The following is a 23,900-nucleotide window of genomic DNA, read 5'->3' on the forward strand; positions in this document are numbered from 1 at the left end:
CAGCAGACCTCATGCCCGCCGACTACGCCGCTCCCGCCGCTGATGCTTTCGTCGACCGTCTGCTGCACTGGTTCGACGGCCACGGTCGCCACGATCTGCCCTGGCAGCATCCGCGTGCACCGTACCGGGTGTGGTTGTCGGAAATCATGCTGCAGCAGACACAGGTTGCGGTGGTCATTCCGTACTTCCAGAAGTTCGTCGCCAGCTTCCCGACCCTGGCCGACTTGGCCGCAGCCGACAACGACACGGTGATGGCGCACTGGGCCGGGCTGGGCTACTACGCACGTGCACGCAATCTGCATGCCGCTGCCAGGCAATGCGTCGCCTTGCATGATGGCGAGCTGCCGCGCGATTTCGCCGCACTGCTCGCGCTACCGGGTATCGGACGCAGCACGGCAGGCGCCATCCTCAGCCAAGCCTGGAAAGACCGCTTTCCGATCATGGATGGCAACGTCAAACGGGTGATGACGCGCTTCCACGGCATTGGCGGCTACCCCGGCCTGCCGGTGGTCGAAAAGCAGTTGTGGCAGTTGGCCTCAACGCATGTGGCGCACGTTCCGGCCGGTCGCCTGGCCGACTACACGCAGGCACAAATGGATTTCGGCGCCACGCTTTGCACGCGTACAAAACCGGCGTGCGTGCTGTGTCCGCTGCAGGACGATTGCGTGGCACGGCGCGATGGACTGGTCGAAGCGTTGCCCACACCCAAGCCCGGCAAGCAATTGCCCGAACGCGAGGCCACCGCGCTACTGCTCGAAAATGCAGACAAGCACATCCTGCTGCAACGCCGTCCGCCGACCGGCATCTGGGCCTCGTTATGGACGCTACCGCAAGCCGGGACCGACGCCGGCATGCGCACATGGTTCGCAACGCATATCGATGGCGACTACGAGCGCGCCGATGAGATGCCGCTGATCGTGCACACCTTCAGTCATTACCGCTTGCATCTGCAGCCCTTGCGCATGCGCAAGGTCGCGCTGCGCGCCGCCGTGCGCGACACTGACGACCTACGCTGGGTTGCCCGCGCCGATCTCGGATCGCTGGGCTTGCCGGCGCCCATCCGCAAGCTGCTCGACGCACTCTAGAGCCGATGTCGAAACGGCGAGGTGCGCCGGCGCGCAGCAGCATACGCAACTCGTACACTGCGGTTCTGAGCGCGCCATCTAGCCAGCGGACAATCGCTCGTTACGTTTCGCCAGCCGCTCCAGGCGCGCACTTCAATACGTAAAGTATTCAAAGGAATCCGCATGTCCCGCACCGTGTTCTGCCAGTACCAGCAAAGCGATACCGAAGGCCTGGATTTTGTGCCGTATCCCGGCGAACTCGGCCAGCGCATCTTCGCGCAGATCGGCAAGAGTGCCTGGCAAGCATGGCTGGCGCACCAGACCATGTTGATCAACGAAAACCGGCTCTCGCCGCGCGACCCCAAGCACCGCGCCTTTCTCGAAGCCGAGCTGCGGAAGTTCCTGTTCGAGCGCAACGCCGACAAGCCGGAGGGCTATGTCGCGCCGTTGAATGAGGAGTAACAGCGGCTAGGTGGCGGTCAAGCGCATGACGAGCACTCGTCACGTGCTGTTAGGGAAGCTCTGAACAACGCCCCCAGATGCGCGACACTACACACCTACGTTGAGGAGTGATCCATGCAACTGACGTTTGGTGACGCCGAGGGCCTGGGTAAGCGCAAGCAGACCCGCCGGGAAATCTTCCTGGCCGAGATGGAGCAGGTCGTTCCGTGGCAGCGGTTGCTTGCGCTGATCGCACCGCACTATCCGGCGTCGGGACGGCCAGGTCGGCAGCCGTACGCACTGGCCACGATGTTGCGGATTCATCTACTGCAACAGTGGTACGCGCTGAGCGATCCGGCGATGGAAGAAGCGTTGCATGAGATCCCGAGCTTGCGGCGTTTTGCCCAGCTCGGTGGGTTGGACAACGTTCCTGACGAGACCACGATTCTCAATTTTCGTCGTTTGCTGGAGACCCATGGCCTGGCCGCGCGGATGCTGGAAGCGGTCAACGCGCATCTGGCGCGCAAGGGTCAAAGTCTGCGCTCGGGCACGATCGTCGATGCAACCCTGATCGCTGCGCCCAGTTCGACCAAGAACGCTGACCACGCGCGCGATCCTGAGATGCACCAGACCAAGAAAGGCAAGCAATATTACTTCGGGATGAAAGCGCACATTGGAGTAGACGATGTGTCCGGGTTGGTGCACCACGTGGAATGCACGGCGGCCAACGTTGCCGATATCACGCAGGCGCACAAGCTGCTGCATGGCAAGGAAGACACGCTCAGCGGGGATAGCGGTTACACGGGGCTGGACAAGCGCGCGGAGATGGCGCGCAAGCGCAAGTTGCGCTACCTGATTGCAGAGAAGCCGTCCAAGCTCAAGCAGATCAAGAACGCGCGCGAGTTGCAGTGGGCCCAGCGCTGGGAGCACACCAAGGCCAGCCTGCGGGCGAAGGTGGAACATCCATTTCGGGTGATCAAACGCCAGTTTGGTTACGTCAAGGTCCGCTATCGCGGCCTAGCGAAGAATACCGCGCAGGTGCTGACGCTGTTTGCGCTATCCAATCTATGGATGGTGCGCCGGCAGTTATTGCCGGCCAAGGCATAATGCTGTCCGGCGGCAGCTGAAGCCGCCAGATAAGCGCAAAATCTCGTCTTACATACCCAATTTACGCGTTACTGGCGCTCTCTATGCTGATATTTTTAGGTGTTGAGAGTTGTTCAGACCTTCCTTAAGGGTTGAGCAGCTGATCAATGCTTGCATTGGACCTCTGGACCAACATGTTAGACCCACCCCTCTCGCCGGGGCGCTTCAGATTGCGACGTTCCAAATTTTGAAGACTCACTTAGAGGCCCCGCAGCAGGAGGAAGACCTTACCTCAATGCTTTTGGGCGCGTATGTCAGCGCGACGACTTGGGTTCTTGAAATCCTCGAATCCGGTGAAAGTGCCGGACTGACGTGGGGCCATCACAACAAGCACGGCAGCAGTGACAAAAGTGAGGGGAGCACAGGTGCGGATTTCTCTTTGCTAATCAAATTCGGCGATGAGTTTGCGAGGGCCGCTGTATTTCAGGCGAAGCGCAGCGACAGCGACGACACAGTTGGCATTCATCGTATCGCGCCATATCGCGCGCAGACTCGCAAGCAGCCTGAACGACTGCCTGAGCCTCAGATGCTTAGACTGGTCAGTCATGGACTCAAGATATCTGCGTCCACAGACGAGAGCAATCTGGATTGGCTGCACTACTGCGCCTACGGACCTACCTCCTTTTTCTGCATACCGCTAACTCAGGCAACTCAGACTCTCGTCAATTACAGGCTGACGAAGACTACTGCTGACTCAGCTCTTCTACAGTTCCAGACCGACAACTCGGAAGACCCTTCACTCCATGGAAAGTTGAAGGCGGAGGGTGAGCGCCTTTACAAAAACCATCGAAACGACGCTATGAGAAGGGACGAGCACACGCGCGAGCTTCTTCATCTGCTAGCGTCTGGCGCTTCTTCCGAGCCTGAATCTGAATACGATGTGCCTGGGTGGCTTACGTTAAGAACGGCATCTGCGATCGGTGGCTTCGTAGAAAGCTTTTCAAATGACGTCAAGATCGTTGAGCTCAACGGAAGCTCAGCCCCGGGTCCCACCGCAGACGCTACTATTATCAATCAGCTCAACGACGCCTTGAAGAGCTATAAGTCGCCCGCTTCATCCGTCCGCTCTGCGTCGCCCAGGCCCCGCAACCGCGGATAGATTCTCTGTCAAAACAACGAGAACCCCGAAGAGCGGGCCCGCCAAGTGGCGGCGCTCAAACGATTCAATCCACCGGTGGTGCTTCCGAAATACGAGCGCGGTCATTTCAAGAAGCAGCTGGGCAAGGATGCGAAGTTCTACCCATAAGAAAGTGATACATACATCCGGGCAGTAAACCTTGTCGCCCTCAGATAAGTCCAGGCAGCGCCTAGATATGGAGGAAAACGGATGCGCCGTAAAAACGTCTGGATCAAATCCACTTTAGTGAGCTAGCCTTGCCACGCTTTGTTGGCGACCAAGTGCTTGCGCGCACGCATGGGGGCCGCCTGTTACGGATGATTCTTCCCGCCTCTCCGCTACGGCAACGAGAATGTGGAGGTCGGCCACCAGCCTCCTGGCGATATTCAATTAGCCGGCCGAGATGGAGTCTAGGATCAAAATTTGGTTGGACTTTGCTGGCATGCCTATTACCGTCTTGTGCGAAGTCTAGAGGCCAGTGCCCTGAATCCTCGGAATGCCTTCGGATCCTTTCGCCATCAGGTCCTTGAGGCTTTCCTGGTCAAAAAGTGGAAGATGGGTCGCGGGTCCAAGTAAGGCGCCAAACGCATGGCGCTCTCCTGACAGGCTCTTGCTGACTACTCCGCGAATGACTGCCCCATCGCCTCCGAGAATCGGACTACCACTCATCTTGCCAGGGATCCTCGCGTCGAACTCAAAACACGGGCCGGGCGTAGACACAGAGCGCGTCTGAGCATTGTCCAGATGGACGGCGGTAGTCGTGCCAACCGAGACGTATAGGTCTTGGCTAAACTGGCCCAACACGACTGCACCATCAACATAGCGAACCGGGATATCGTCCATCTCCGCATAGCCAATCGCAAACACCTGTTCCGACACCTCTACAGGCCTGAGTGAAAGGTTCAGGGGCTGATACGCCCCACCGGGATGCGGCAAAAGCCGGCATATAGCCACATCGGTGTCAAAATCCACCCGATCCCGTTCGTGGAAGAGCGGACTTTCCTTCCAGCCTCCCCAGAACCTACTGGACTGAAATGGGGCGAACCGGACAGCGCTTGGGCCGTAGCCCGTAGACGGCAAGGGAAAGAGAACTCCCATCTGAATATTACCGTCAAAACGGACTGCTCCATTTTCATTGATAGCACCGCCATAACCAGAATCTTCTGGGTCTAGGAGCACATGGGCTGCCGTCATGACCAAGCCGGATGCACTGATCACGAAAGCAGTTCCAATGACTCGAAGAAAAGAAGCTCCGGCAACAAGGGCAACAACAGGAACAATGCTTTGTTTAAGAAAGCTGTTGATAGAACCCGTAGACTCAACAAGCTGCCCGAAGCTAAAACTCCTATGAGTCGTCGGAAACTCGAACCGGTTCGCTATCCGAAAATAGTCCTCCCCATATCCCTGCGCAGGCAAGAGCTTTAAAGGACGCAACTGAGCGATCTTCCACTCGCCTACCGAGCTCTTCTCCCAAAGCGTCTTCAGAATCTCCACGCCCGGCTCGACTGACATTGAGCATCACTCTGAGCCAACAGGCATGACAACGTTTCCGCCCATAGAAAAAGTCATTTCAAACACCTTTTCCCCCGTCCCCTGGACCACGCAGGCTGCTCGCTCCAGACTCCCCATTGGCACGTTTTCTTCAAAATATTTAATGAAAATCTTCGTGACTTCAAAAACAGCTGCGGGCGTTGGCTTGGTTCCAGGCATGTCAACAATAAGATGACTACTTCTTAGAATACCTTCGCCAACTGCCTTATAATCGAAGTTTATTTGATACACAACCTTTGCTCCCGCCTTATTTGCAGATTCCATATGCCTACCCACAAGTTCCTTTGAGAACATCGGGCTTGCTGCCTTTTGAGAAATTTCTTGCGCTACCAAAGCAGAGAAAAGCGCCAAGGCATGGGCTTCTTGCTGCCGCTCTGGCCGCCATGCGCCCTTACGGCGAACATTGTTGTGAAAGTAGATTCCGCGCTGTTCAACCAGATGATCTATCAGTCCATCAACACTATCTGGCAACGACAGCAGTTCTGATAGCTTATTGATTCGAGCAACATCAAAGCTCTTAAGATGCTCGAATGCTTGATGCACCATATTCTTGAATTCAACATCTGCCTTGAGAACGCTCTTAAGGGCGACGGTTTTGAAATGCCCACCACCATACAACGCCTCAATCAATAGAAAATAGTATCTAAATGAGTCTATGTATCGCTTCTCACCCATTGCATGGCGAGCACTTGATACTAAAGTGGCTTCAAAGCGGGGCCCGGAGGTCCCTTCGGCGCAAAAAATAGCTCGACTCAATAAATCGAAGAGAATTGGAAGATTAGGAACGTGCCTTCCCGACTTGAATGACTTAACTTCTATTTTTCCATCTTCTTCCGGCGTCTCCGCCTCGTAGAATGCCTCAACTTCGTCCATCTCGAGTGCAATATCAAAGTAGCAACTGAGGAAAGCCATTGCATCGACAAGCTGCACTCGAATAAATTCAACATTATGATCCTCATTCACCAGACGGAAATTTCCTCCCGGCTCTTGCACTAATTTAGGCGCCAAGTTTACCGGCTGGCCGGTAAAAACAACCTCCAGCGCCACGGCAATTCCCGCCTCTTCGCGAACTCGGCATACCCCTGCTTGAAATGGGATCTCCCAATGGTCGGGGATGATGATCCGGCGGGTGAAAGGAATGACGTATCGGGCGCGCATTCGGAATCACTTATGGTTAAGGGGATTCACTTCTTTTCGAGCTTTTTCTTGACCAATGTGACAATTTGAGCTCGTTCGTCACGTGACAATTCGGAAAGCGCCAACACCACCTCTGCGGTCGCTTCATCTTCCGCCACCAAGTAGGCCATAGGCACTCCAAGTGTCTCGGCCAGCTTCCCTAGCCCATCCAGGTCAATGCCACTGGTCTCGTTCTCATAGCGATTAACCCGGCTGCTGGCCAACTTCTTATCAAGCCCCATCAGCACCCCCAAAGCCCGCTGGCTTGGGATGCCTTGCAGTTCCCGAGCCTGTTTCAGGCGGGCAGCAAAGAGAGCTCGGGGGGAAGCCTTCGGCACGTGAACGAATGTTGAAAAGTTGGCCGGACAGCATGACTTACTCCTCCACTGCATGGCAGACTCTTCATGAAATGTAGCACCCTCCACCAACACACGGGGATTTCATGGACATCGCAAGGATCGCAGGCGCAGCCCTGCTCGCATTGACCGTGGCCGGCGTCGCCCGGGCCCAGGACACCCAGCCGCCAAAGCCCGGCTTTTTGCGCCAGCTGGGCGGCAGCTTGAAGGACGCAGGCCAGCGGATGGTCGGCATCCAGCCAAACGCTAGCGGCAAGGCCAGCAGTCAAGGGGCTGGCTTCATTTATGTCCCCATCGGTGGCGACGGGAAGCTGCCCAGCCTCTTCAAAGGCGACAACCACCAAGCGGCGCAGGGCGGGAAGCTGGAGTGGCCCCGAGTCGCGTTGACCTTCACTGAGTGGGGCGCCTCCCTGCCCTGCTGGACCGCGGAAGCCCGCATCTGGACCACCCCGACGGCCTCAACCACCGAGACCTTCCGCACCTGCTTCGATGCCGCCTTGACCGAGACCGACGACCTGGGCGAAGTGGCCGAGCTCAACAACTCAGCGCTGTGGAAAGGCCGGGACTCGCTCAGCGGCATCCGGGTGCCGCCCAGCAAGCCGAACACGGGCGCCCAGCGTTCCACCGGTCCCAACCCGCCGGCGCAGCCCTTTGTTGTCAACGTTTCCCGCGCTGGCGTGTCTGATCGCGCCGTCGATGTCGCCCTGCGCGTCGCCTGGGTCTCGGGATTCCTCCAGACCGCGGACCTGCACCCGGGCCCCTCCGGAATGCTGACGCCCTTCAAGGACACGCGGCTTTGGATCGCCGCCTTTAAGCCCGACGGGAACCGCGACAAGTAACCCCGCCTCCTCCTCCCCACTCCCTCTCGCTCTCAAAGGACAGACATGAAACACGCAAGGATCGGCTTGGTCGCGTTGACCATGGCCCTGGGCCTGACCGCCTGCGGCGGCAAGCCTTCGTCTGACAATGCCAAGAAAGCCTTTGTCCAACTGCTGAAGGACAGCGGCGCCGGACAGGTCACTGACGTCCAGCAATTCGAGCTCTCCGGCTGCGTTGAAGCGGAAGGCGCCGAGGGCTACCGCTGCGATACCCGCGGCCAAGCGGTGCTCAACATCGAGGGCCGGCAGGTGCCTATTCCTGTCAGCAAGAATCTTCGCTACGTGCGCGAATCGGGAACTTGGAGGGCCTACGCCAAATGAGCGCGCCTCCTCTGCTTGCCCAGCCGGTGCCCGCCCGGCGCAAGCTCATGACGCCACGGGACCGGTTCTTTTGGTGGTATTCGGGTGCCCTGCTTCTCACTGGACCTTTTGGGTTCGTCATTGGGCCAGTGATGGCCCAACGCGGAAACCGGAAGGCGGCTCGCCTCTATCCGGCAGAGGCCCGGATGTCCCAGGCGCGGGACAAGGGCTTTGCGTGGTGGCAGTGGTGGGCCATGACGGTGCTGACCCTGATGGGCGCGTTTGGGGCCTTCGCCGTGCTGAGTGGGCTGCCGATGTTTTTGTTCGTGATGTATGCGCAGCTCACGCAGTGAGAATGCTTTGCATATCGCCTTAAAAAGCCCGGGATGCCCGGGCTTTTTATCCTAATGGACCCTCTCAATACAGCGACATGGGAACCATTGAGCACCGAAACTTTTAGAAATATTTAGCACTTTGGTAAACCAAGATTCGACTGCTAACTTCGCCGAAAGAGGTCAGCTCCAGCCCGGACCCTTCTGATCTTATGCACAGCACCAATCGATTTCATGCAAGAACTTCAAGCCCTTTTCTCTTAACAAGATTAAGCAGCTTCATCGCCGCGCCATCTGGCTTCTTGTCGCCGCGCTCCCATTGGGACACGCTACTTTTGCTCACATTGAGATAGGTCGCCAGCACCGGTTGCGATACTCGAGATTTTTTCCTGATGCTGACAATCTGCGCCGGACTCAACTCCTCAACAGGAGCAAGACACATCTCATCAAACTCTCGCATCGTTTCTACCTTGACCACGCCAGCACGATGTAGGTCAGCGACAGTCTCGTGAATAGAAGCCATAATTCCGCTTTCCGCAGCAGACTTCTTGGCACGCACCTCGGCGCCAACCTTAACACCATCCATTTTCTTAACAATTACGTCGATCTTTTTAATTTTCCTGCCGTTGCTCACGATCATCTTGCACCTCCTCTATAGCTCCATCCTCAACCGCTTTCTGAATTTCTTGCTCACCCAACCCACTTAGGACCTTACCCAGAGCCTGAAGAGCTTTTAGCTCTTTTGGACTGATATTGTCTTTTTTATTTTTTGGAAATCCATGAAGGAAAAATACATGGCTATCAGTAGCGCAAGAAACGATTACCCTGTAACCGGAAGACTTACCACCTCCATCTCGGGCTACCTGAACCGCCCCGGGATTTCGGGAGGCTGTTTGGTTTGAGTCACGCCGCTTTGGCGTAACCGGCCTGTTGTCGATAGTAAGCCTCTTCGGCTTCCGCTGGCGGAATGTTCCCGATCGACCCCAGCAAGCGTTTGTGGTTGTACCAGTCCACCCAATCCAGCGTGGCCAGTTCCACATCCTGGCGGTTGCGCCACGCGCGCCGGTGGATCACCTCGGCCTTGTACAACCCGTTGATCGTCTCGGCCAACGCGTTGTCATAGCTATCGCCCACGCTGCCCACCGACGGCTCGATCCCGGCGTCGGCCAGCCGCTCGGTGTAGCGGATCGACACATACTGCACGCCGCGGTCGGAGTGGTGGATCAGGCCGCCTTCGGTTGGACGACGCGCATGCAGCGCCTGCTCCAGCGCGTCCAGCACGAAGTCCGTGTGCGCCGTCTGCGACACCTTCCAGCCCACGATCCGCCGTGCGTACACGTCGATCACGAAGGCCACGTACACGAACCCGGCCCAGGTCGAGACATACGTGAAGTCGCTGACCCACAGTCGGTTCGGCGACGGCGCATGGAACTGTCGGTTCACCTTGTCCAGCGGGCACGGCCGCTTGTCGCTGATCGTGGTCTTGACCACCTTCCCGCGTACCACGCCGCGCAGGCCAAGTGCGCCCATCAGTCGCTCCACCGTGCAGCGGGCCACCGCATAGCCCTCGCGCTTGAGCTGCCGCCAGACCTTGCGCACGCCGTACACCTGTCGGTTCTGCTCCCATACCCGCCGGATCTGCGGGCGCAGCGCCTGGTCCTTCCACCAGCGGTTCGGGCGCAAGTTCGCGTCCGCTTCCCGCTGCGCGTGGCGGTAATACGTCGACGGGGCAACCTGCAGCACCTTGCAGATTGGCTCGACCCCGTGAACATCGCAATGTTCGGTCACGAACGTGGTCAGGGCTTGAAGCGGCGGTCGAGCTCCGCCTGGGCAAAATACGCGCTGGCCTTGCGCAGGATCTCGTTGGCTTGCCTCAGCTCGCGCACTTCGCGTTCCAGCGCTTTCATCCGCGTCCGCTCGTCCGTCGTCAGCCCCTGACGCTTGCCGGCATCACGCTCGGCCTGACGCACCCAGTTGCACAGCGTCTGCGACGAACAGCCAATCTTCCCGGCAATCGATTCGATCGCCGCCCACTGCGAGCCGTACTCGCCCTGATGCTCCCGCACCAGCCGAACCGCGCGCTCTCGCACTTCCGGTGAATATTTCGTCTTGCTCATCGCCCCATCTTCTCAAGAGTTGGAGCCTCCCGAAATCCCGGGGCGGTTCAACCCTTTGCTTAAACAGCCCCCCTCCCAAATCAGCATCGAAGTTGCCAGCCTGAATATCCTCTGCGGCATCATGCAGCTCTCCACCGCCCACAGAGTTCTTTCTAGCAAATCTACCAAACGTCTTCACATTGAATAACGCCATCTTCTGACCCCAAATGTATCACTAGGTGCTACACATGTCAACCCACAGGTTTAGGCCTTGGAAAGGAAGACACTGTAGTTGAGAACGATTAGCCCAGGGGAGTGTTGACCTAAGCCCTTCAGCTTTTCGAGAACGGTAAAATCGCGGCTGTAAGTGGCATGATGCTCGTCGTCTAACTCATGACCCACTATTTGCGCCCTAAGCTCGGACACGACCCCCACCCCCTGCAGCTCCTGGATAAAAGTCTTCCTGAGCGAATGGAAGCCCCGCTTTGCAGGCTCCCAGTCCTTGCCTACCTCTGCCAAGTGCCGACTAAACGCCTTGGTGATCCAATTGCCCTGCCCATTGACAGCAGTGGCCTTTGCCGCGGGGAACAATCTCGTTTCACCGGCCACACGCTTGCCATCGACCCAATCCAGGAAGCCCATCTTGAGGATCTCAGGGTGTAGCGGCACCGTCCGAAGGCTGACCTCGGTTTTCACTTTCTGGTGCTCGCCTTCGTCTGAGATGCGGATACAGGGGATGCCGTCCTCCTCGAACACGTCTCGGACCAGCAACTGGCCGACCTCTGACGCCCTCGCCCCCGTATAGAGTCCCAAGAGGGAGGCCCAGCGGGCCGACTCGGACAGCTTCGCAAGCGCCTCGGGGGCAAACAGGGCTTGGATCTGGGCCCTGTCGTAGGCCTTGAACCCCAGCTTCTTTCGGGCCCGCTTCTCACGCTGGGAATAGCTGACATGGCCGGAGGCAGGATTGTCGCCCTTCGGGTAGTGGCCCGACGCCATGGCCCACTCGAAGAAGCCACCTTTGCCACCGATGTAGCTCTGCTTGTTCGTGAGGGTTGGCGTGGAAGCGCCCTTCTCGCGCATGTCTTGATACCACCGCGCCAGGTCGGACCGGGTGATGGCATGGACCTTGGCCTTCGGGCCAAGGAATGCCACCAGCGCCTCGATGGCTGTTTTTTTGATCGTGTAGGTCTTGGGCAGCGTCGAACCCTTGAGGGTGGCAAGGAACGCGTCCCGAGCCTTGCCCAAGGTCATCGTTTCAAGTGCTGGCACAGAGGCTTGCCTCACAGGACTGGCTTGGTGCGACGCTTCGAATGCGTTGAAGGCCGCCACCGGGAGCCGCGACGCTTGGGCGGTTGCCCCACCCCGTGCTTCCAGTTCCATCAGCTGCCGATAAAGCCTCAGGTCCTTCGGGCTGTCGATCTGCCATTGCTCGGTCACCGTCCCATCCGGTTGGCGGGTGCGGTTGAGCGTCAGCTCCTGGAGGTTCTCGGCGCTCGTCAGTCGAGCGATGAGCAGGTCAGCGTCCGTCTTGCTCAGCTTGGCCACGCGTTGATCCTTCAACTGTGCGAAGAGCCGAGCATAGCCCGCCCCAAGCACCACCGCACGCACATGCGCTTGCGCCAAGTCCTTCGTTTGCAAAGTGCGTTTGATAAGCCGGCAGCCCATCACGGTTTGCAAATCGACGGGCACACGTTGGACAAACGACCAACGACCGGTCGGAGAACGGCTCAGATGATGAGGGATGCGCATGCGAGTGTTTCCTCTGCATGCTTCCTGCCTTCCAATCCAACCAAGTCAGATTTTTATGTTAAAAATCAATGGCTTAGAAGTGAATGGCGGAGAGAGTGGGATTCGAACCCACGGAAGGTTTGACCCTTCGCCGGTTTTCAAGACCGGTGCCTTAAACCGCTCGGCCATCTCTCCGATGCTGCTTTGCTTGATCGCCAACGGCATCGGCTGATCACGCGCGCGCCACGCGCTGTGCTGGTTGCGCCTGTCGGTGTGCCGCCAGTTGTGCGGTATCACCAACACCGGGATTGCTCCCAGGCGCGCATTCTCGCATGCCCGGGCGCGCTTTGCTAAGCGATGCAGCTCTGCTAAGTGCCGCAGCCTGCTGAGCGGCGCGTTGATCAACCGGCTTCAGCGACCAAGCGCGCTGCGGTGCCGGCGGCGCGCTTGAGCTTTTCGGCCAATTCGGCGCAGTTGCCGCCGCAATCCAGACGCGAGCGCTCGATTTCCTGCGGCAGATGCTCCGCCAGGAAATCGATGAACACGCGCACCGCCGGCAACAAGCCGCGACGCGAGGCGAACACTGCGTGGCAGATACCTTGCGGCAGCGACCAGTGCGGCAGCACCACCTCCAGCTCGCCACTGCGCACCGCTTCGGCGCAGACGGTTTCCGGCAGCATGGTGATGCCGAATCCATCGCGTGCCATCGACTGCAGTAGCGGGAAATCGAAACCGGCCAGGCGGGGCTGCAGGTCCACGCGGCGCATTTCGCAGTTTGGCCCGTGCAGTTCCCAGCGCTGATGCGCTTCGTCCTCGCTGGTGCTCATGGTGGTGTGCTTGGCCAGCTCGCTCGGGTCCTTGGGGCGCCCGGCGCGGTCCAGATATTTGGGGCTGGCCACCAACAGTTCCTGTATCTGGCCGAAGCTGCGCATCACCAAGCTGCCGTCGTCGTCCAGGCGCGAACGCACGCGCAATGCGATGTCGTAGCCCTCGTTGATCACATCAACGCGGCGATTGCTGATGTTGAGCTGCAGCCGCACCTTGGGATATTTGGCCAGGAATTCCGGCAATAGTTTGAGCAACTGGATCTGCGCCAGCGAGACAGGAACGCTAACACGTACAAGACCGCGCGGCTCGGCGCTGAGACGATCTACCACCTCGCGCGCAGCCTGGGCCTCGGCCAGCATGGTCTGGGCATGCCGGTGCACGCTGGTGCCGACGTCGGTGACCGCAAAGCGGCGCGTGGAACGCTGCAGCAGGCGCACGCCCAAGTCGGTTTCGAGTTGACTGATGCGACGGCTCAGGCGCGACTTGGGGATCCCGAGCGCACGCTCGGCCGCAGCGAAGCCGCCATGATCCACCACCATTGCGAAGTAATACAGGTCGTTCAGGTCGTGCATGGCGCAGGCATCCATGAATAGAACAATAAGAGATACTTAAGCACTTTTATTCCATCAGAGCAACGAGTTACTCTGCCTACCTCTGCGGCGCTGCCGCTTGCCGCAGGTCATCGCCATTCGATCATTCCCACGCTCAAGGCTTGGATCGATCGTATTGCGGTGGCCGGGCGCGCGTTCCACTCCACCGCAAACGACCCGGAGGGTCCGGCCGGCAAACGCCTCAGCATCGCCAGCGCGCGTGGCGGTATTTACAGCGGCCAGCAGAACGATTTCCAAGAGCATTACCTGCGACAGGCGTTCGGTTTGCTGGACATCCAGGGGACATCATGTTCGTGCGCGCTGGAGGCGTGGCGTATTCGCTACAGCATTGCAGCGATGCGCGACGCGTTGCGATAGGTTTAAAAAAACGGGCCATCACTGGCCCCGTTTTTCTTACATCAGCAGCTGCCCCAACGGCTCGGCGCGATCGAACGCCATCTTGCAAAACGCGCGGCATGCGAGCGAAAAATGCAGTTAACCTCGCACAATGCGCAGGCGCCACGTTCGACGTACTAACCACTTCAAACAGCTAAAAACAATCGCAGCGCAGGCGCGGATGCAGATTAAGCGCCCCGGGTGCGCGCGCCAGGCGGCTGCGCAACCGCGCTGATCGCAGCGTGTCCGTCGCAGCGCTTACCCGATTCGCTCGATCCCGCCCATGTACGGACGCAGCACCTCAGGTACATCGATCGAGCCATCGGCGTTCTGGTAGTTCTCCATCACCGCGATCATCGCGCGGCCCACGGCGGTGCCCGAGCCATTGAGCGTGTGCAGCAACTCCGGCTTGCCGCTGACCGGGTGACGCCAACGTGCCTGCATGCGCCGCGCCTGGAAATCGCCGCAATTGGAGCAAGACGAAATTTCGCGATAGGTGTGCTGCGAAGGCAGCCATACTTCCAGATCGTAGGTCTTGATCGCAGAGAAGCCCATGTCGCCGGTGCATAGCAGCACCTTGCGATACGGCAGGCCGAGTTTTTCCAGCACCACTTCGGCGCAGCGCGTCATGCGCTGATGCTCGCTGTCGCTGTCTTCCGGCGCGCAGACGGTGACCAGCTCGACTTTTTCGAACTGATGCTGGCGGATCATGCCACGCGTATCGCGTCCGCCGCTGCCGGCTTCGGCACGGAAACACATCGAATGCGCGGTCATGCGCAGCGGCAGACGCTCGGCGGCGAGGATCTCCTCGCGCACGATATTGGTCAGCGGCACTTCGGAGGTGGGAATCAGATAGTAAGAGGGCTCAGGATCTATCTCACCAGTGGGCACATAAGCATCTTCACCAGTCTCTTCGTCGGTCAGAGATTGGTATTCATCGTCATATATCCGGAACAGATCATCCTCGAATTTGGGCAACTGACCTGTACCAAACATTGAATCTGCATTGACCAGCAGCGGTACGTTGGTTTCTTCGTAGCCGTGCTCGCCGACATGCAAGTCGAGCATGAATTGCGCCAGCGCGCGGTGCAGACGCGCAACCGGGCCACGCAACACGGTGAAGCGCGCGCCCGACAACTTGGCTGCGGCTTCGCCGTCGAGCCAACCGTTCGGCGCACCAAGCTCCACATGATCCTTGACCGCGAAGTCGAACTGCCGCGGTGTGCCCCAACGCGATTGCTCGACGTTATCTGCCTCACTTTTTCCAAGGGGCACGTCTGCATGCGGTAGGTTGGGAATCACCGCGTACAACTTCTCCAGTTTCGTCTGAGTGTCTTTTAGGTCGACTTGAGACCGCAGAAGTTCGTCAGCGAACCCGGCCACTTCGGCCATCAGCGCGGACACATCCTCGCCCTTGGCCTTGGCCTGCCCGATCGCCTTGGATTTGGAATTGCGCTGGCTCTGCAGCTGCTGCGTACGCACCTGGATGCGCTTGCGCTCGCTTTCCAGCGATTCCAGTTCCGCAGTGTCCAGAGAGAAACCGCGCGTGCTGCGCAGGCGCTCGGCAAGGTCGGCGAGATGTTGGCGAAGCAGGGCCGGATCTAGCATCGGGAATAGGTGCGTCAGTGGGATAGCGCGAGATTATCGCCTGTTCCGCCACCTGCTGTGATCGATTCACCGGGGCTATGCCAGAATTGCCTGGATCCTTCAGGTGAGCCCTATGTTCGCGCCCCGCCCTACGTCCGATCGTCAGATCGTCCTGCGTCTGCCCCGCCACACCCTGAAAATTGCCGGCATCGCCTTCGTTGGCGGCTTGTTGTTGTTCCTGCTGGTCTGGGCCACCGGCCGCAAGGACGACTTCTACAAAGCCTCGCAGGCCCAACCGGCTGCAGGTGCGCAGGCCGACGACAGTATCCAGCCGCTGCCCGCACCGTTGCCGGCCCAGGATGGCGCCAGCGATATGCCACAGACCAAGCCGCTGGAAGATACCCCGACACTGGTAGACACCGCGCCACCTGCCCCGCCCGCGCCGACGCCGTTGCCGGAAGACGCAGTTCCCGGCGCGCCTGACACCGACGCTTCTTCAACCGCTTACGTGGCCGGCGGCGATCGTCCGGCGCCGATGCAAGGCCAGATGCCGCCGCCGCGCTACCCCTCGGCCGCGTTAAGTCGCGGCGATGCAGGCGATGTGGTGGTACGGGTCGACGTGGACGCGGCCGGCAATCCGGGCGGCGTGACGCTGGTGCAGCGCAGCGGCTCGCGCGATCTGGACCGTGCGGCAATGGAAGCAGTGCGTCGTTGGCGCTTCCATCCGGCGCAGCGCGATGGCCAACCGGTTGCCGGCAGTCTGGATATCCCATTCGAGTTCAAGCCCGCGCCGTAATCGTGGCTGACGGATCCTCACGCGCAGTCGACGCACTGCGCGTGGGAAGCGCGGGAAAATACAGCGCGCGAGTGATGATTCCGCGTATCCACCGCGTCCGACTGGATTTAACGAAGCAGGACTATGAGCTTGACAAAGCTGAACATCTACCGAGGTTCAGCGCTTCATTAGCTCCTTGCCTTAGCTGCGCCTCAGGCGGCGCCGATGAGACTAGTCCGGTGATCCCAAAGATGCGCCGGGAGGTCGGCCATGTCCTTCAGCTCGAATTCCTCTTCACCCCACACTCAATCGTTGTCGCATCATGCCGCACACATCTGTGCTCGCACCCAGGGCACAGATCGCGACGGCGCGTCGCCATGGTTATGGGCAACCCTGATTGCCTTGCTGATCGCGGTGCCGACTTGGTGGTGGACAACGCACAGCGACGCGTCCTTTGCGACCGACACGCGCCCGTTGCCCGCGGCGAGCCGGCAGATCCTGCCCACCGCAGATGGCCCGCGCACGATAACCATGATCGCGCATCAACCCGTACGGGCACCGATCAGCAGCGAGGAAGCCAAGCCGCTGTCGGGCAACACAATGCCCAGCTATCCGCCACAAATTGCCCGTGCCGGCATCGAAGGCAGCCGTACCGCGCGTCTGCAGCTGGATGTGCAGGGTCTGGTGAGCGATGTCATCGTCGATCGCAGCGGCAGCGAGGACCCACGTCTGGATGCAGCGGTGGTGGACAGCCTGCGTCAGTGGCGCTTTGAACCTGCCACGCGTGACGGCCACGCTGTGGTGAGCAACGTGCAGGTGCCGGTGGATTTCAGCTCAGAGCGCTAATAGTGGCCATCGCACGGCCGTGATGCCACAAGGCGAGCGCGGCCGGTACCTGGGTGCGGTGCAGATCGCTCATAGACCGCGGTTTCCATACGGCACCCGCGCTCGACTCAATGCCGCTCACTACATCATGGTCAAGCCGCTTTAAGACCGAACCCAACGCCCTGCGCCAGCGTGTCGAAGCCCGGGAACGAGGTCGCAACATTGGCGACATCATTCACCTGCACACTGCCCGTGGACAGCTGCCCAGCAATCGCAAACGCCATCGCAATACGGTGATCGCCATGGCTTTCGATCACGCCACTGCCGATGCTGCTGCCGTGAATGGTGGCGCCATCCGACGTCTCGTCCACTTGTACGCCCAGCGTGCGCAGGCCGGTGGCCATCGCCGCTAGCCGATCGGATTCCTTGACCCGCAATTCGGCAGCGCCGGTGACGACGGTCTGGCCGTTCGCAGCAGCCGCAGCCACGAACAAGGCTGGGAACTCGTCGATCATGTCCGGCACCAGCGCTTCGGGAATCAGTGTGCCCTTCAGCGGTGCATAGCGCACGCGCAGATCGGCTACCGGCTCGCCGCCGTGTTCGGCATGATTCTGTTCAACGATGTCTGCGCCCATCAACCGCAACGCAGCGAGCAGACCGGTGCGACGCGGATTCAAACCCACCGCACGCAGTACCACTTCCGAACCTGGAATGATGCTGGCGGCGACAATGAAAAATGCTGCCGACGAGAAATCCGCCGGCACCGCGATATCGGTCGCGCGCAGGCGCTGGCCACCACGCAGACGCGCTTTGCCAGGCGAAAACTCGATCTCTACGCCGAATGCAGCCAACATGCGCTCGGTGTAATCGCGGGTGGGATGCGGCTCGGTCACCGAGGTCTCGCCCTGCGCGTAGAGGCCAGCCAGCAACACCGCAGACTTCACCTGCGCACTTGCGACCGGCGAGACGAAATCGATGCCGTGCAGCGCCTGCCCGCCATGCACGCGTAGCGGCGGCGTGCCGGCTTCTTCGGCGTCGATACGCGCGCCCATCTGCACCAGTGGACCGGTCACGCGTCGCATCGGTCGTTTGGACAAGGATTCGTCGCCCACCAAAACGCTATCGAAGCGCTGCGCTGCGAGCAGACCCGCGAGCAAACGCATGCCGGTGCCGGCATTGCCGCAGTCCAGTGCTTCGCTGGGTGGCTGCAAGCCGTCCACACCCACGCCATGCACGATGCGCTGCGAGGAAGACGGCGTTTCGATGCGCACGCCAAGCTTGGCGAAGATCGCCGCGGTGGAGCGCGTGTCTTCGCCTTCGAGGAAGCCATCGATTTGCGAAACGCCATCGGCAAGCGCGGCAAACATCACCGCGCGGTGCGAGACCGACTTGTCGCCAGGAATGGCCAGGCAGCCCTGCAGTGCGCTGCCGCGCTGCGCGATCCAATGTTGCGTGCTGTTGCTCATGCGTGTGATCCGATTACTGCGGCACCGCCAGAAGTGGCGATGCGCTTTGAAGAATGTCGCAGCACTGCCGTCACCATACGGATGTCGGCGCGCCGGATGTGGCCGGCTGTTTAAGCCGTGACGTTCACGTGACGCTCAGGGAATCGCTACCGGATACGAGCCCAGCACCTTGATCTGGGCCGAGTGTGCTTCCAGTTCGGCCAATGCCTGCTCCATTGCCTCGTCTTCCACGTGGCCGACCAGATCGATAAAGAAACCGTACTCCCACTTGGCCTGATGCGAGGGGCGCGACTCGATGCGATTCATACTGATGCCGTGGCGTGCGAACGGGCTGAGCACGTCGAACAACGCACCCGGCTTGTCGTGGATGAACACCAGCACCGAGGTGCGGTCGTGCCCGGACGAGGGAAAAATCTGCCGGCCAATTACTAGAAACCGCGTGGTGTTGTCGTCGTCGTCTTCGATCGACTTCATGATGACTTTCTTCAAGCCATACACGTGCGCGGCACTCTCGCCACCGATCGCCGCAGCGTCTTCGGCATTGCGTGCCCGGCGCGCACCTTCGGCGTTGCTGGACACCGCAATCTTCTCGACCTTGGGCAAGTGCGAGCGCAGCCAACCGGCAGTCTGCGCGAACGACTGCGGATGCGCGTAGATGCGCTCGATGTCTTCCAGCCGGCCATTGCGCGAGAGCAGATACTGGTGCACGCGCAGCTCAACTTCGCCGCAGATTTTAAGATTGGAGGTCAGGAACATGTCCAGCGTGACCTGGATGGTGCCCTGCCCGGAATTTTCCACCGGCACCACGCCAAAGTCGGCATTGCCGGCTTCCACTTCCTGGAACACTTCTTCGATGGTCGCCATCGGCAGACCCACGGCCGAACGACCGAAATGCTTGAGCACCGCCTGCTGGCTGAAGGTGCCCTCCGGGCCGAGGTAACCAATCTTCAACGGCTCCTGCTGGGCCAGGCAGGCAGACATGATTTCGCGATACACGTGCACCAGTACTTCATCGCTAAGCGGGCCTTCATTGCGGTCCACCACCATGCGCAGCACCTGCGCCTCGCGCTCGGGCCGGTAGTAATCCACCGCCGTGGCGAGCTTGCCCTTGGCCTTGCCGACTTGATGCGCAAAGTTTGCACGCTCGGCGATCAGCGCCTGGATGTTGCGGTCGATCTCATCGATCTTGGCGCGCACATCGGCCAGCACCGGCGCAGCCGTCGCCGAATTGCTTGCGGCCTTGGCTACAGGCTTATCCAAAGCCTTAATCGTAGCCTTGCTTGAAAAAGTGTCTGCGGATTTCTTTGCCGACTTGGTCTTGCCGCCGGTGGCGGCAGTGGGCTTATTGGACTTGGGAGCCATCGCTCGGCATTCCTTGGAATAACGGCGCATGCGCCTGCGCGGCATACGCTGCAGGTGAATGAAGACTCAGCCGTGACGCTGCTGAAAGTCGTGCATGAAGGCCGCCAACGCTTGCGCGCCCGCCACCGGCATTGCGTTGTATAGCGAAGCACGAATGCCCCCGACCGCCTTGTGGCCCTTCAATGCCAGCAGGCCAGCCGTCTTGGATTCGCTGACGAACAACGCCTCCAGCTGCTCATCCGGCAGAAAAAACGGGATGTTCATGCACGAACGCGCTGCCGGCTTGACCAGGTTGCGATAGAAACGACCCGAACCATCGATCGCGCCATACACCAGCGCGGCTTTTTCGGCATTGCGACGGGCGAATTCTTCCACCCCGCCCTGCTCAAGCATCCACTTCACGGTAAGCCCGAGCAGATACCAGTTCCAGGTCGGCGGAGTGTTGAGCATCGAGTCGCGCGCGAGGTGCGAGGCGTAGTTGAAGATATCGGCCCGCGGCTGACCGGCGCGTTCGAGCAGATCGCGCCGCACGATAACCACTGAAATGCCGACCGGGCCGAGGTTCTTTTGCGCGCCGGCATAGATCAGCCCGTAGCGCGAGATCTCCAGCGGCTCGGAGGCGATCGACGAACTGAAGTCGGCGAATAACGGCAATGGGCCTACATCCGGCGTGTCGCGGAATTGGACGCCGTGGATGGTCTCGTTGGCGGTGATGTGCACGTATGCCGAGTGCGGCGACAAGGTCCAGCTGGCCACCGGCGGGATGTCGATAAAGCCGTCCGCCTGCCCATCGGCAGCGATACGCGCATCTACATACGTGGCTGCCTGCTTGATGGCAGTCTTGCCCCAGTGACCGGTGATCACATAATCGGCCGCTTGGCCGGGCGCGGCAAAATTCAGCGGCAGCAGCGCCTGGATGGTGGTGGCGCCACCAGCGGTAAACAGCACCGCGTAGTCGTCGGGAATCGACAACAAGGTGCGCAGGTCGGCTTCGGCCGCGGCCGCCACGGCCATGAAATCGGCGCTGCGATGACTGATTTCCACGATCGAGGCGCCGACGCCATTCCACTCGATCATCTCGGCCTGCGCCTGCCGCAGGACCGATTCCGGCAATGTCGCAGGGCCGGCACTGAAATTGAACGCGCGTGTCATGGCAAACCTTGTCGAGCTAGCCTTCTAGTATGCCGCAGCGCATCGGCCTTGGCAGCGTTGCAGAAAAGTTGCATGTGCATCCTTCTCACCGACGCCGACGTATGGTTTTCAAGGTCCCGGACAGTGCCAGTTCCGCGGTCAGTTATTCCCCCATCAGCAGCTACTGTCAGGAGCGAGCCATGTCCCTTCGCGATGCCTTGAAGACGCCGTCCAGCGAGATCACTGATGAGGCCGTCTACCGCGACCGACGTCGGCTGCTGCAGCTGTTCGCCTTGACTCCGGCGCTGAGCGTGGCCGGGTGCGCAGAGGCCGACCCGCCGCCGCCCAAGACCGTGGTGACGCCAGTGCAGGCGCGCAGCGGCTTTCGCACTGCCGAGGAACTGACGCGGCTGGAAGATGTCACCAGCTACAACAATTTCTACGAATTCGGCACCGACAAGACCGACCCGTCGAAGGCCGCCAAAACCTTGAAGCTGTCGCCGTGGTCGGTGAAAGTGAGCGGCGAATGCGAAAAGCCCGGCAGCCTGTCGCTGGACGAACTGCTCAAGGGCATCACGCCGGAAGAACGCACCTACCGGCTGCGCTGCGTCGAAGGTTGGTCGATGGTGATCCCTTGGACCGGCGTGCCGCTGGGCGAGGTGCTCAAGCGCTTCGCGCCGACCTCCAAGGCCAAGTACGTGGCCTTCACCACGCTGGCCGACCCGCAGCAGATGCCGGGCATGCGCTATCGCTCGATCAACTGGCCGTACCGCGAAGGCCTGCGCATCGACGAAGCGATGCATCCGCTGACATTGCTTGCAACCGGCCTGTACGGCAAACCGCTGCCGCAGCAGAACGGCGCGCCGTTGCGGCTGGTAGTGCCGTGGAAGTACGGCTTCAAGAGCATCAAGTCGATCGTGGAAATCCGCTTTGTCCAGAACATGCCAGAGACTGCATGGCACGATTTGCAGCCATCCGAATACGGCTTCTTTTCCAACGTCAATCCGGCGGTGGACCACCCGCGCTGGAGCCAGAAGACTGAGCGTCGTATCGCCGGCACCGCCAGTAAACTCTTTGCCGAGCGCATCGCCACAAAACCGTTCAACGGCTATGCCGATCAGGTTGCTTCTTTATACGCGGGGATGGACTTGAAGAAGTGGTTTTGAGTCAGCAAAGTCCAGCATGATCTCGACTTGTCGTACGCGATGGGGCCTTCCCTGCAAGCCCTGCAAGGCTTCATCGCGCGCAAGCGCGCTCCTTACGATCGGACCGACTTTCAGGCCGTACACCCGTGGCTGCGCAGCCATGCCCGGCCGGACAGCTGGATCGTGATGGAAGCCACTGGCGTCCATCACCAAGCACTTGCCGAGTTCCTGCACGCTCACCGCTACCGGGTATGCGTGCTCAAACAGCGTCTGCACGAACGCGGCAACCATCGCACATGGCAAGCAGATCGTCTGCGCCGCCATGTGCAAGCTGCTGCAGCTAGCCGATGGCGTGCTCAAACGACACTGCGCTTGACCCGCAAAGAGCGCTTGTCTGCCGATGAGGCGAGACGGTATCCAGGCATCTACACAAAGCACGGCGCTATGCGTCCGGGCTTAAGCAATTGGCCCGCGTGCGCCAGTCGAACCACGCACCACGCAACGTCCGGTCATCACCAGGCGGCGGACCGGCAACTGCGGTGATTTGAGGCGTTCGAGCAAAAGCGACATCGCCGCGCGGCCCATATCTTCCACCGGTTGCTCCACCACGGTGATGCCCGGTTCGACCAGGTCGGTCCAGCGTTCGTTGTCGAACCCGGCTAGGGCCAGATCCTGCGGCAGGCGCAGGCAGGCGGTACGTGCGGCCTTGAGCGCGCCCATCAGCAGCAGGCTGTTACTGGCGACGATGGCTTCGGGCCGGTCATTGCCCACTAGCCAGTGCTCGAGTTCAGCGATGGCCGCTTCGGCGGTGGGTGCCACCTCGCGATAATCAGGAACCAGCCCCTGCGCGGTCATTGCGGCCAAGTAACCGTCGCGACGCTCGGCAGCGGTGGTGCTGGTGCTGCCGAACAAGCCGCTGATCCGCCGATAGCCCTGCGCCTGCAAGTGAGCGACCAATTCGCCCATGGCGGCTGCATTGTCGAGCACCACACTGTCGTAGCGGCTGCCAGGGCCGGCGCGATCCACCAGCACAGTCGGGTAGTTCAGGGCCAGCTCGCGCATACGCCCAACGGTGACCCGGGTCGGTGCGAAGATCAGCCCGGTGATACGTTCTTCCTGCATCAGCTCCAGATACAGCGCCTCGCGCTCGGGATCTTCGTCGGTGTTGCACAAGGTCACGCGCATGCCGGCGCGGTAGGCCACTTCCTCCACCGCGCGGATCAGCGCGGTGAAATACGGGTTGCGGATGTCGGCGACAATCACCCCCAGGATGCCGGACTGCTGCGAGCGCAGCCGCCGCGCCATCAGATTGGGCCGATAGCCGGTCTGGCGCACCGCCGCCTCGACCTTGGCACGCACCTGGTCGCTGACCGGACCGGTGCCCAATGCGCGCGAAACCGTGGATTTGGACACCCCGGCTACACGGGCCACGTCATTGATGCTGATACTCATCTGGAACCGTTCCCGCTCCGTTACGCACCATAAACCCAAGTGTCGCGTCAGCTTGGATGCTAACCCGAAAGCACTACAGGCTTTTTGTGCATTGCACATTGACCTTGGAAGTGGGAACGTTCCCACTATACTTTCCAGCCCGCTTCACGACTCCGAGC

General features: G+C 60.2%; 25 protein-coding genes, 1 tRNA gene, 1 pseudogene and 1 other annotated feature. Of the genes and pseudogenes, 11 read left to right on the forward strand and 16 right to left on the reverse strand.

Annotated elements, in window-relative coordinates; all coding sequences use genetic code 11:
• Positions 1–11 precede the first annotated feature (11 nt).
• The 4 genes from mutY (at position 12) to J5I97_RS11840 (ending at position 3,750) form a co-directional block, all read left to right on the forward strand.
• Entirely contained in the window at positions 12–1,085 is a 1,074-nt protein-coding gene (gene mutY, locus J5I97_RS11825; RefSeq protein WP_208586712.1) for an A/G-specific adenine glycosylase, read from the forward strand.
• A gap of 162 nt (positions 1,086–1,247) precedes the next feature.
• Positions 1,248–1,526: an oxidative damage protection protein gene (locus J5I97_RS11830; protein WP_208586714.1), complete on the forward strand. Its 279-nt coding sequence runs from the start codon at positions 1,248–1,250 to the stop codon at positions 1,524–1,526.
• A 114-nt stretch (positions 1,527–1,640) separates the two neighbouring features.
• Positions 1,641–2,612: an IS5 family transposase gene (locus tag J5I97_RS11835; protein WP_208586672.1), complete on the forward strand. Its 972-nt coding sequence runs from the start codon at positions 1,641–1,643 to the stop codon at positions 2,610–2,612.
• A 109-nt stretch (positions 2,613–2,721) separates the two neighbouring features.
• Positions 2,722–3,750, forward strand: coding sequence for a hypothetical protein (locus tag J5I97_RS11840; RefSeq protein ID WP_208586716.1), 1,029 nt, complete (start codon positions 2,722–2,724; stop codon positions 3,748–3,750).
• 486 nt (positions 3,751–4,236) lie between these two features.
• Here J5I97_RS11840 and J5I97_RS11845 read toward each other — a convergent pair whose 3' ends face one another.
• From J5I97_RS11845 to J5I97_RS11855, 3 genes are read right to left on the reverse strand one after another with little or no spacing between them, the layout of a single operon-like run.
• Positions 4,237–5,262 (reverse strand): S1 family peptidase, encoded by a 1,026-nt coding sequence (locus J5I97_RS11845; protein WP_208586717.1) that lies wholly within the window; start codon positions 5,260–5,262, stop codon positions 4,237–4,239.
• A 24-nt stretch (positions 5,263–5,286) separates the two neighbouring features.
• The gene (locus J5I97_RS11850; RefSeq protein ID WP_208586718.1) at positions 5,287–6,477 is read right to left on the reverse strand and encodes a hypothetical protein; all 1,191 of its coding nucleotides are present in this window, start codon (positions 6,475–6,477) and stop codon (positions 5,287–5,289) included.
• Between the two features lie 26 nt (positions 6,478–6,503).
• Positions 6,504–6,833, reverse strand: a complete 330-nt coding sequence (locus J5I97_RS11855; RefSeq protein WP_208586719.1) for a helix-turn-helix domain-containing protein — start codon at positions 6,831–6,833, stop codon at positions 6,504–6,506.
• 104 nt (positions 6,834–6,937) lie between these two features.
• On the opposite strand from J5I97_RS11855, the gene J5I97_RS11860 reads away from it, so the two are divergent.
• Genes J5I97_RS11860 through J5I97_RS11870 form a run of 3 tightly spaced genes read left to right on the forward strand, consistent with a single transcriptional unit; the run spans position 6,938 to position 8,382 of the window.
• Positions 6,938–7,690 carry a hypothetical protein gene (locus J5I97_RS11860; RefSeq protein ID WP_208586720.1) on the forward strand — a complete coding sequence of 251 codons (753 nt, stop codon included), beginning with the start codon at positions 6,938–6,940 and terminating at the stop codon, positions 7,688–7,690.
• A gap of 45 nt (positions 7,691–7,735) precedes the next feature.
• Positions 7,736–8,050, forward strand: a complete 315-nt coding sequence (locus J5I97_RS11865; protein ID WP_208586721.1) for a hypothetical protein — start codon at positions 7,736–7,738, stop codon at positions 8,048–8,050.
• Positions 8,047–8,382 (forward strand): hypothetical protein, encoded by a 336-nt coding sequence (locus J5I97_RS11870; protein WP_208586722.1) that lies wholly within the window; start codon positions 8,047–8,049, stop codon positions 8,380–8,382. Before J5I97_RS11865 ends, J5I97_RS11870 begins: the two co-directional genes overlap by 4 nt.
• A 211-nt stretch (positions 8,383–8,593) precedes the next feature.
• On the opposite strand, the gene J5I97_RS11875 is transcribed toward J5I97_RS11870, so the two are convergent.
• The 7 genes from J5I97_RS11875 to J5I97_RS11895 all read right to left on the reverse strand — a co-directional run bounded on the left by J5I97_RS11875 (position 8,594) and on the right by J5I97_RS11895 (position 13,600).
• Positions 8,594–9,001 (reverse strand): helix-turn-helix domain-containing protein, encoded by a 408-nt coding sequence (locus J5I97_RS11875; protein WP_208586723.1) that lies wholly within the window; start codon positions 8,999–9,001, stop codon positions 8,594–8,596.
• Complete coding sequence (locus J5I97_RS20570) at positions 8,973–9,380, reverse strand: type II toxin-antitoxin system RelE/ParE family toxin (RefSeq protein ID WP_430541839.1); 408 nt, start codon at positions 9,378–9,380, stop codon at positions 8,973–8,975. Before J5I97_RS20570 ends, J5I97_RS11875 begins: the two co-directional genes overlap by 29 nt.
• Positions 9,265–10,427, reverse strand: a protein-coding gene (locus tag J5I97_RS11880; RefSeq protein WP_430541840.1) for an IS3 family transposase whose coding sequence is annotated in 2 segments (ribosomal slippage) — positions 9,265–10,196 and positions 10,196–10,427 — 1,164 coding nt in all. Because the reading frame shifts where the segments join, the coding sequence is not laid out codon by codon here. The genes J5I97_RS20570 and J5I97_RS11880 overlap by 116 nt, the downstream gene beginning before the upstream one ends.
• Positions 10,087–10,203 (reverse strand) — a sequence feature (AL1L pseudoknot). It overlaps the preceding gene by 117 nt.
• Positions 10,312–10,671: a type II toxin-antitoxin system RelE/ParE family toxin gene (locus J5I97_RS20575; RefSeq protein ID WP_430541802.1), complete on the reverse strand. Its 360-nt coding sequence runs from the start codon at positions 10,669–10,671 to the stop codon at positions 10,312–10,314. The genes J5I97_RS11880 and J5I97_RS20575 overlap by 116 nt, the downstream gene beginning before the upstream one ends.
• Positions 10,672–10,721: 50 nt before the next feature.
• Entirely contained in the window at positions 10,722–12,206 is a 1,485-nt protein-coding gene (locus tag J5I97_RS11885) for a site-specific integrase (protein WP_208586724.1), read from the reverse strand.
• A gap of 84 nt (positions 12,207–12,290) precedes the next feature.
• Positions 12,291–12,380: transfer RNA gene (locus tag J5I97_RS11890), tRNA-Ser, on the reverse strand.
• Between the two features lie 206 nt (positions 12,381–12,586).
• Positions 12,587–13,600 (reverse strand): LysR family transcriptional regulator, encoded by a 1,014-nt coding sequence (locus J5I97_RS11895; RefSeq protein ID WP_208586725.1) that lies wholly within the window; start codon positions 13,598–13,600, stop codon positions 12,587–12,589.
• A gap of 93 nt (positions 13,601–13,693) precedes the next feature.
• Between J5I97_RS11895 and J5I97_RS11900 the strand changes: the two are divergent.
• Positions 13,694–13,980 (forward strand): annotated as a pseudogene (locus tag J5I97_RS11900) (NAD(P)H-dependent oxidoreductase); the annotation flags it as partial.
• A 277-nt stretch (positions 13,981–14,257) separates the two neighbouring features.
• On the opposite strand, the gene serS reads toward J5I97_RS11900, so the two are convergent.
• On the reverse strand, positions 14,258–15,607 hold the full coding sequence (serS, locus tag J5I97_RS11905) for a serine--tRNA ligase (RefSeq protein WP_208586726.1): 1,350 nt from the start codon (positions 15,605–15,607) through the stop codon (positions 14,258–14,260).
• A gap of 112 nt (positions 15,608–15,719) precedes the next feature.
• Here serS and J5I97_RS11910 point away from each other — a divergent pair, with 112 nt between their 5' ends.
• Positions 15,720–16,382 carry an energy transducer TonB gene (locus J5I97_RS11910; RefSeq protein WP_208586727.1) on the forward strand — a complete coding sequence of 221 codons (663 nt, stop codon included), beginning with the start codon at positions 15,720–15,722 and terminating at the stop codon, positions 16,380–16,382.
• Positions 16,383–16,631: 249 nt separating this feature from the next.
• Positions 16,632–17,207, forward strand: coding sequence for an energy transducer TonB (locus J5I97_RS11915; protein WP_208586728.1), 576 nt, complete (start codon positions 16,632–16,634; stop codon positions 17,205–17,207).
• Between the two features lie 131 nt (positions 17,208–17,338).
• Here the strand turns inward: J5I97_RS11915 and aroA are convergent, their stop codons facing one another.
• The 3 genes from aroA to serC form a co-directional block, all read right to left on the reverse strand.
• On the reverse strand, positions 17,339–18,652 hold the full coding sequence (aroA, locus tag J5I97_RS11920; protein WP_208586729.1) for a 3-phosphoshikimate 1-carboxyvinyltransferase: 1,314 nt from the start codon (positions 18,650–18,652) through the stop codon (positions 17,339–17,341).
• Positions 18,653–18,787: 135 nt separating this feature from the next.
• Positions 18,788–20,014, reverse strand: a complete 1,227-nt coding sequence (pheA, locus tag J5I97_RS11925) for a prephenate dehydratase (protein ID WP_208586730.1) — start codon at positions 20,012–20,014, stop codon at positions 18,788–18,790.
• A 66-nt stretch (positions 20,015–20,080) separates the two neighbouring features.
• Positions 20,081–21,166, reverse strand: coding sequence for a 3-phosphoserine/phosphohydroxythreonine transaminase (serC, locus tag J5I97_RS11930; protein WP_208586732.1), 1,086 nt, complete (start codon positions 21,164–21,166; stop codon positions 20,081–20,083).
• A gap of 179 nt (positions 21,167–21,345) precedes the next feature.
• Here serC and msrP point away from each other — a divergent pair, with 179 nt between their 5' ends.
• Complete coding sequence (gene msrP / locus J5I97_RS11935) at positions 21,346–22,311, forward strand: protein-methionine-sulfoxide reductase catalytic subunit MsrP (protein WP_208586733.1); 966 nt, start codon at positions 21,346–21,348, stop codon at positions 22,309–22,311.
• On the opposite strand, the gene J5I97_RS11940 is transcribed toward msrP, so the two are convergent.
• On the reverse strand, positions 22,276–22,614 hold the full coding sequence (locus J5I97_RS11940; RefSeq protein WP_208586734.1) for a hypothetical protein: 339 nt from the start codon (positions 22,612–22,614) through the stop codon (positions 22,276–22,278). The two genes, msrP and J5I97_RS11940, sit on opposite strands and share 36 nt — an antisense overlap.
• A 132-nt stretch (positions 22,615–22,746) precedes the next feature.
• Positions 22,747–23,742 carry a LacI family DNA-binding transcriptional regulator gene (locus J5I97_RS11945; protein WP_208586735.1) on the reverse strand — a complete coding sequence of 332 codons (996 nt, stop codon included), beginning with the start codon at positions 23,740–23,742 and terminating at the stop codon, positions 22,747–22,749.
• Positions 23,743–23,900 lie beyond the last annotated feature (158 nt).

Origin of the sequence: Xanthomonas fragariae, assembly GCF_017603965.1 — a bacterium.
Classification (GTDB): Bacteria; Pseudomonadota; Gammaproteobacteria; order Xanthomonadales; family Xanthomonadaceae; genus Xanthomonas; species Xanthomonas fragariae_A.

What these genes read in the sequence shown, in the direction of transcription:
- mutY (WP_208586712.1), top strand. Translation starts at nt 12, where the DNA reads ATGCCCGCCGACTACGCCGCTCCCGCCGCTGATGCTTTCGTCGACCGT.
- J5I97_RS11830 (WP_208586714.1), top strand. Translation starts at nt 1,248, where the DNA reads ATGTCCCGCACCGTGTTCTGCCAGTACCAGCAAAGCGATACCGAAGGC.
- J5I97_RS11835 (WP_208586672.1), top strand. Translation starts at nt 1,641, where the DNA reads ATGCAACTGACGTTTGGTGACGCCGAGGGCCTGGGTAAGCGCAAGCAG.
- J5I97_RS11850 (WP_208586718.1), bottom strand. Translation starts at nt 6,477, where the DNA reads ATGCGCGCCCGATACGTCATTCCTTTCACCCGCCGGATCATCATCCCC.
- J5I97_RS11860 (WP_208586720.1), top strand. Translation starts at nt 6,938, where the DNA reads ATGGACATCGCAAGGATCGCAGGCGCAGCCCTGCTCGCATTGACCGTG.
- J5I97_RS11865 (WP_208586721.1), top strand. Translation starts at nt 7,736, where the DNA reads ATGAAACACGCAAGGATCGGCTTGGTCGCGTTGACCATGGCCCTGGGC.
- J5I97_RS11870 (WP_208586722.1), top strand. Translation starts at nt 8,047, where the DNA reads ATGAGCGCGCCTCCTCTGCTTGCCCAGCCGGTGCCCGCCCGGCGCAAG.
- J5I97_RS11875 (WP_208586723.1), bottom strand. Translation starts at nt 9,001, where the DNA reads ATGATCGTGAGCAACGGCAGGAAAATTAAAAAGATCGACGTAATTGTT.
- J5I97_RS20575 (WP_430541802.1), bottom strand. Translation starts at nt 10,671, where the DNA reads ATGGCGTTATTCAATGTGAAGACGTTTGGTAGATTTGCTAGAAAGAAC.
- J5I97_RS11885 (WP_208586724.1), bottom strand. Translation starts at nt 12,206, where the DNA reads ATGCGCATCCCTCATCATCTGAGCCGTTCTCCGACCGGTCGTTGGTCG.
- J5I97_RS11895 (WP_208586725.1), bottom strand. Translation starts at nt 13,600, where the DNA reads ATGGATGCCTGCGCCATGCACGACCTGAACGACCTGTATTACTTCGCA.
- serS (WP_208586726.1), bottom strand. Translation starts at nt 15,607, where the DNA reads ATGCTAGATCCGGCCCTGCTTCGCCAACATCTCGCCGACCTTGCCGAG.
- J5I97_RS11910 (WP_208586727.1), top strand. Translation starts at nt 15,720, where the DNA reads ATGTTCGCGCCCCGCCCTACGTCCGATCGTCAGATCGTCCTGCGTCTG.
- J5I97_RS11915 (WP_208586728.1), top strand. Translation starts at nt 16,632, where the DNA reads ATGTCCTTCAGCTCGAATTCCTCTTCACCCCACACTCAATCGTTGTCG.
- aroA (WP_208586729.1), bottom strand. Translation starts at nt 18,652, where the DNA reads ATGAGCAACAGCACGCAACATTGGATCGCGCAGCGCGGCAGCGCACTG.
- pheA (WP_208586730.1), bottom strand. Translation starts at nt 20,014, where the DNA reads ATGGCTCCCAAGTCCAATAAGCCCACTGCCGCCACCGGCGGCAAGACC.
- serC (WP_208586732.1), bottom strand. Translation starts at nt 21,166, where the DNA reads ATGACACGCGCGTTCAATTTCAGTGCCGGCCCTGCGACATTGCCGGAA.
- msrP (WP_208586733.1), top strand. Translation starts at nt 21,346, where the DNA reads ATGTCCCTTCGCGATGCCTTGAAGACGCCGTCCAGCGAGATCACTGAT.
- J5I97_RS11940 (WP_208586734.1), bottom strand. Translation starts at nt 22,614, where the DNA reads ATGGCGGCGCAGACGATCTGCTTGCCATGTGCGATGGTTGCCGCGTTC.
- J5I97_RS11945 (WP_208586735.1), bottom strand. Translation starts at nt 23,742, where the DNA reads ATGAGTATCAGCATCAATGACGTGGCCCGTGTAGCCGGGGTGTCCAAA.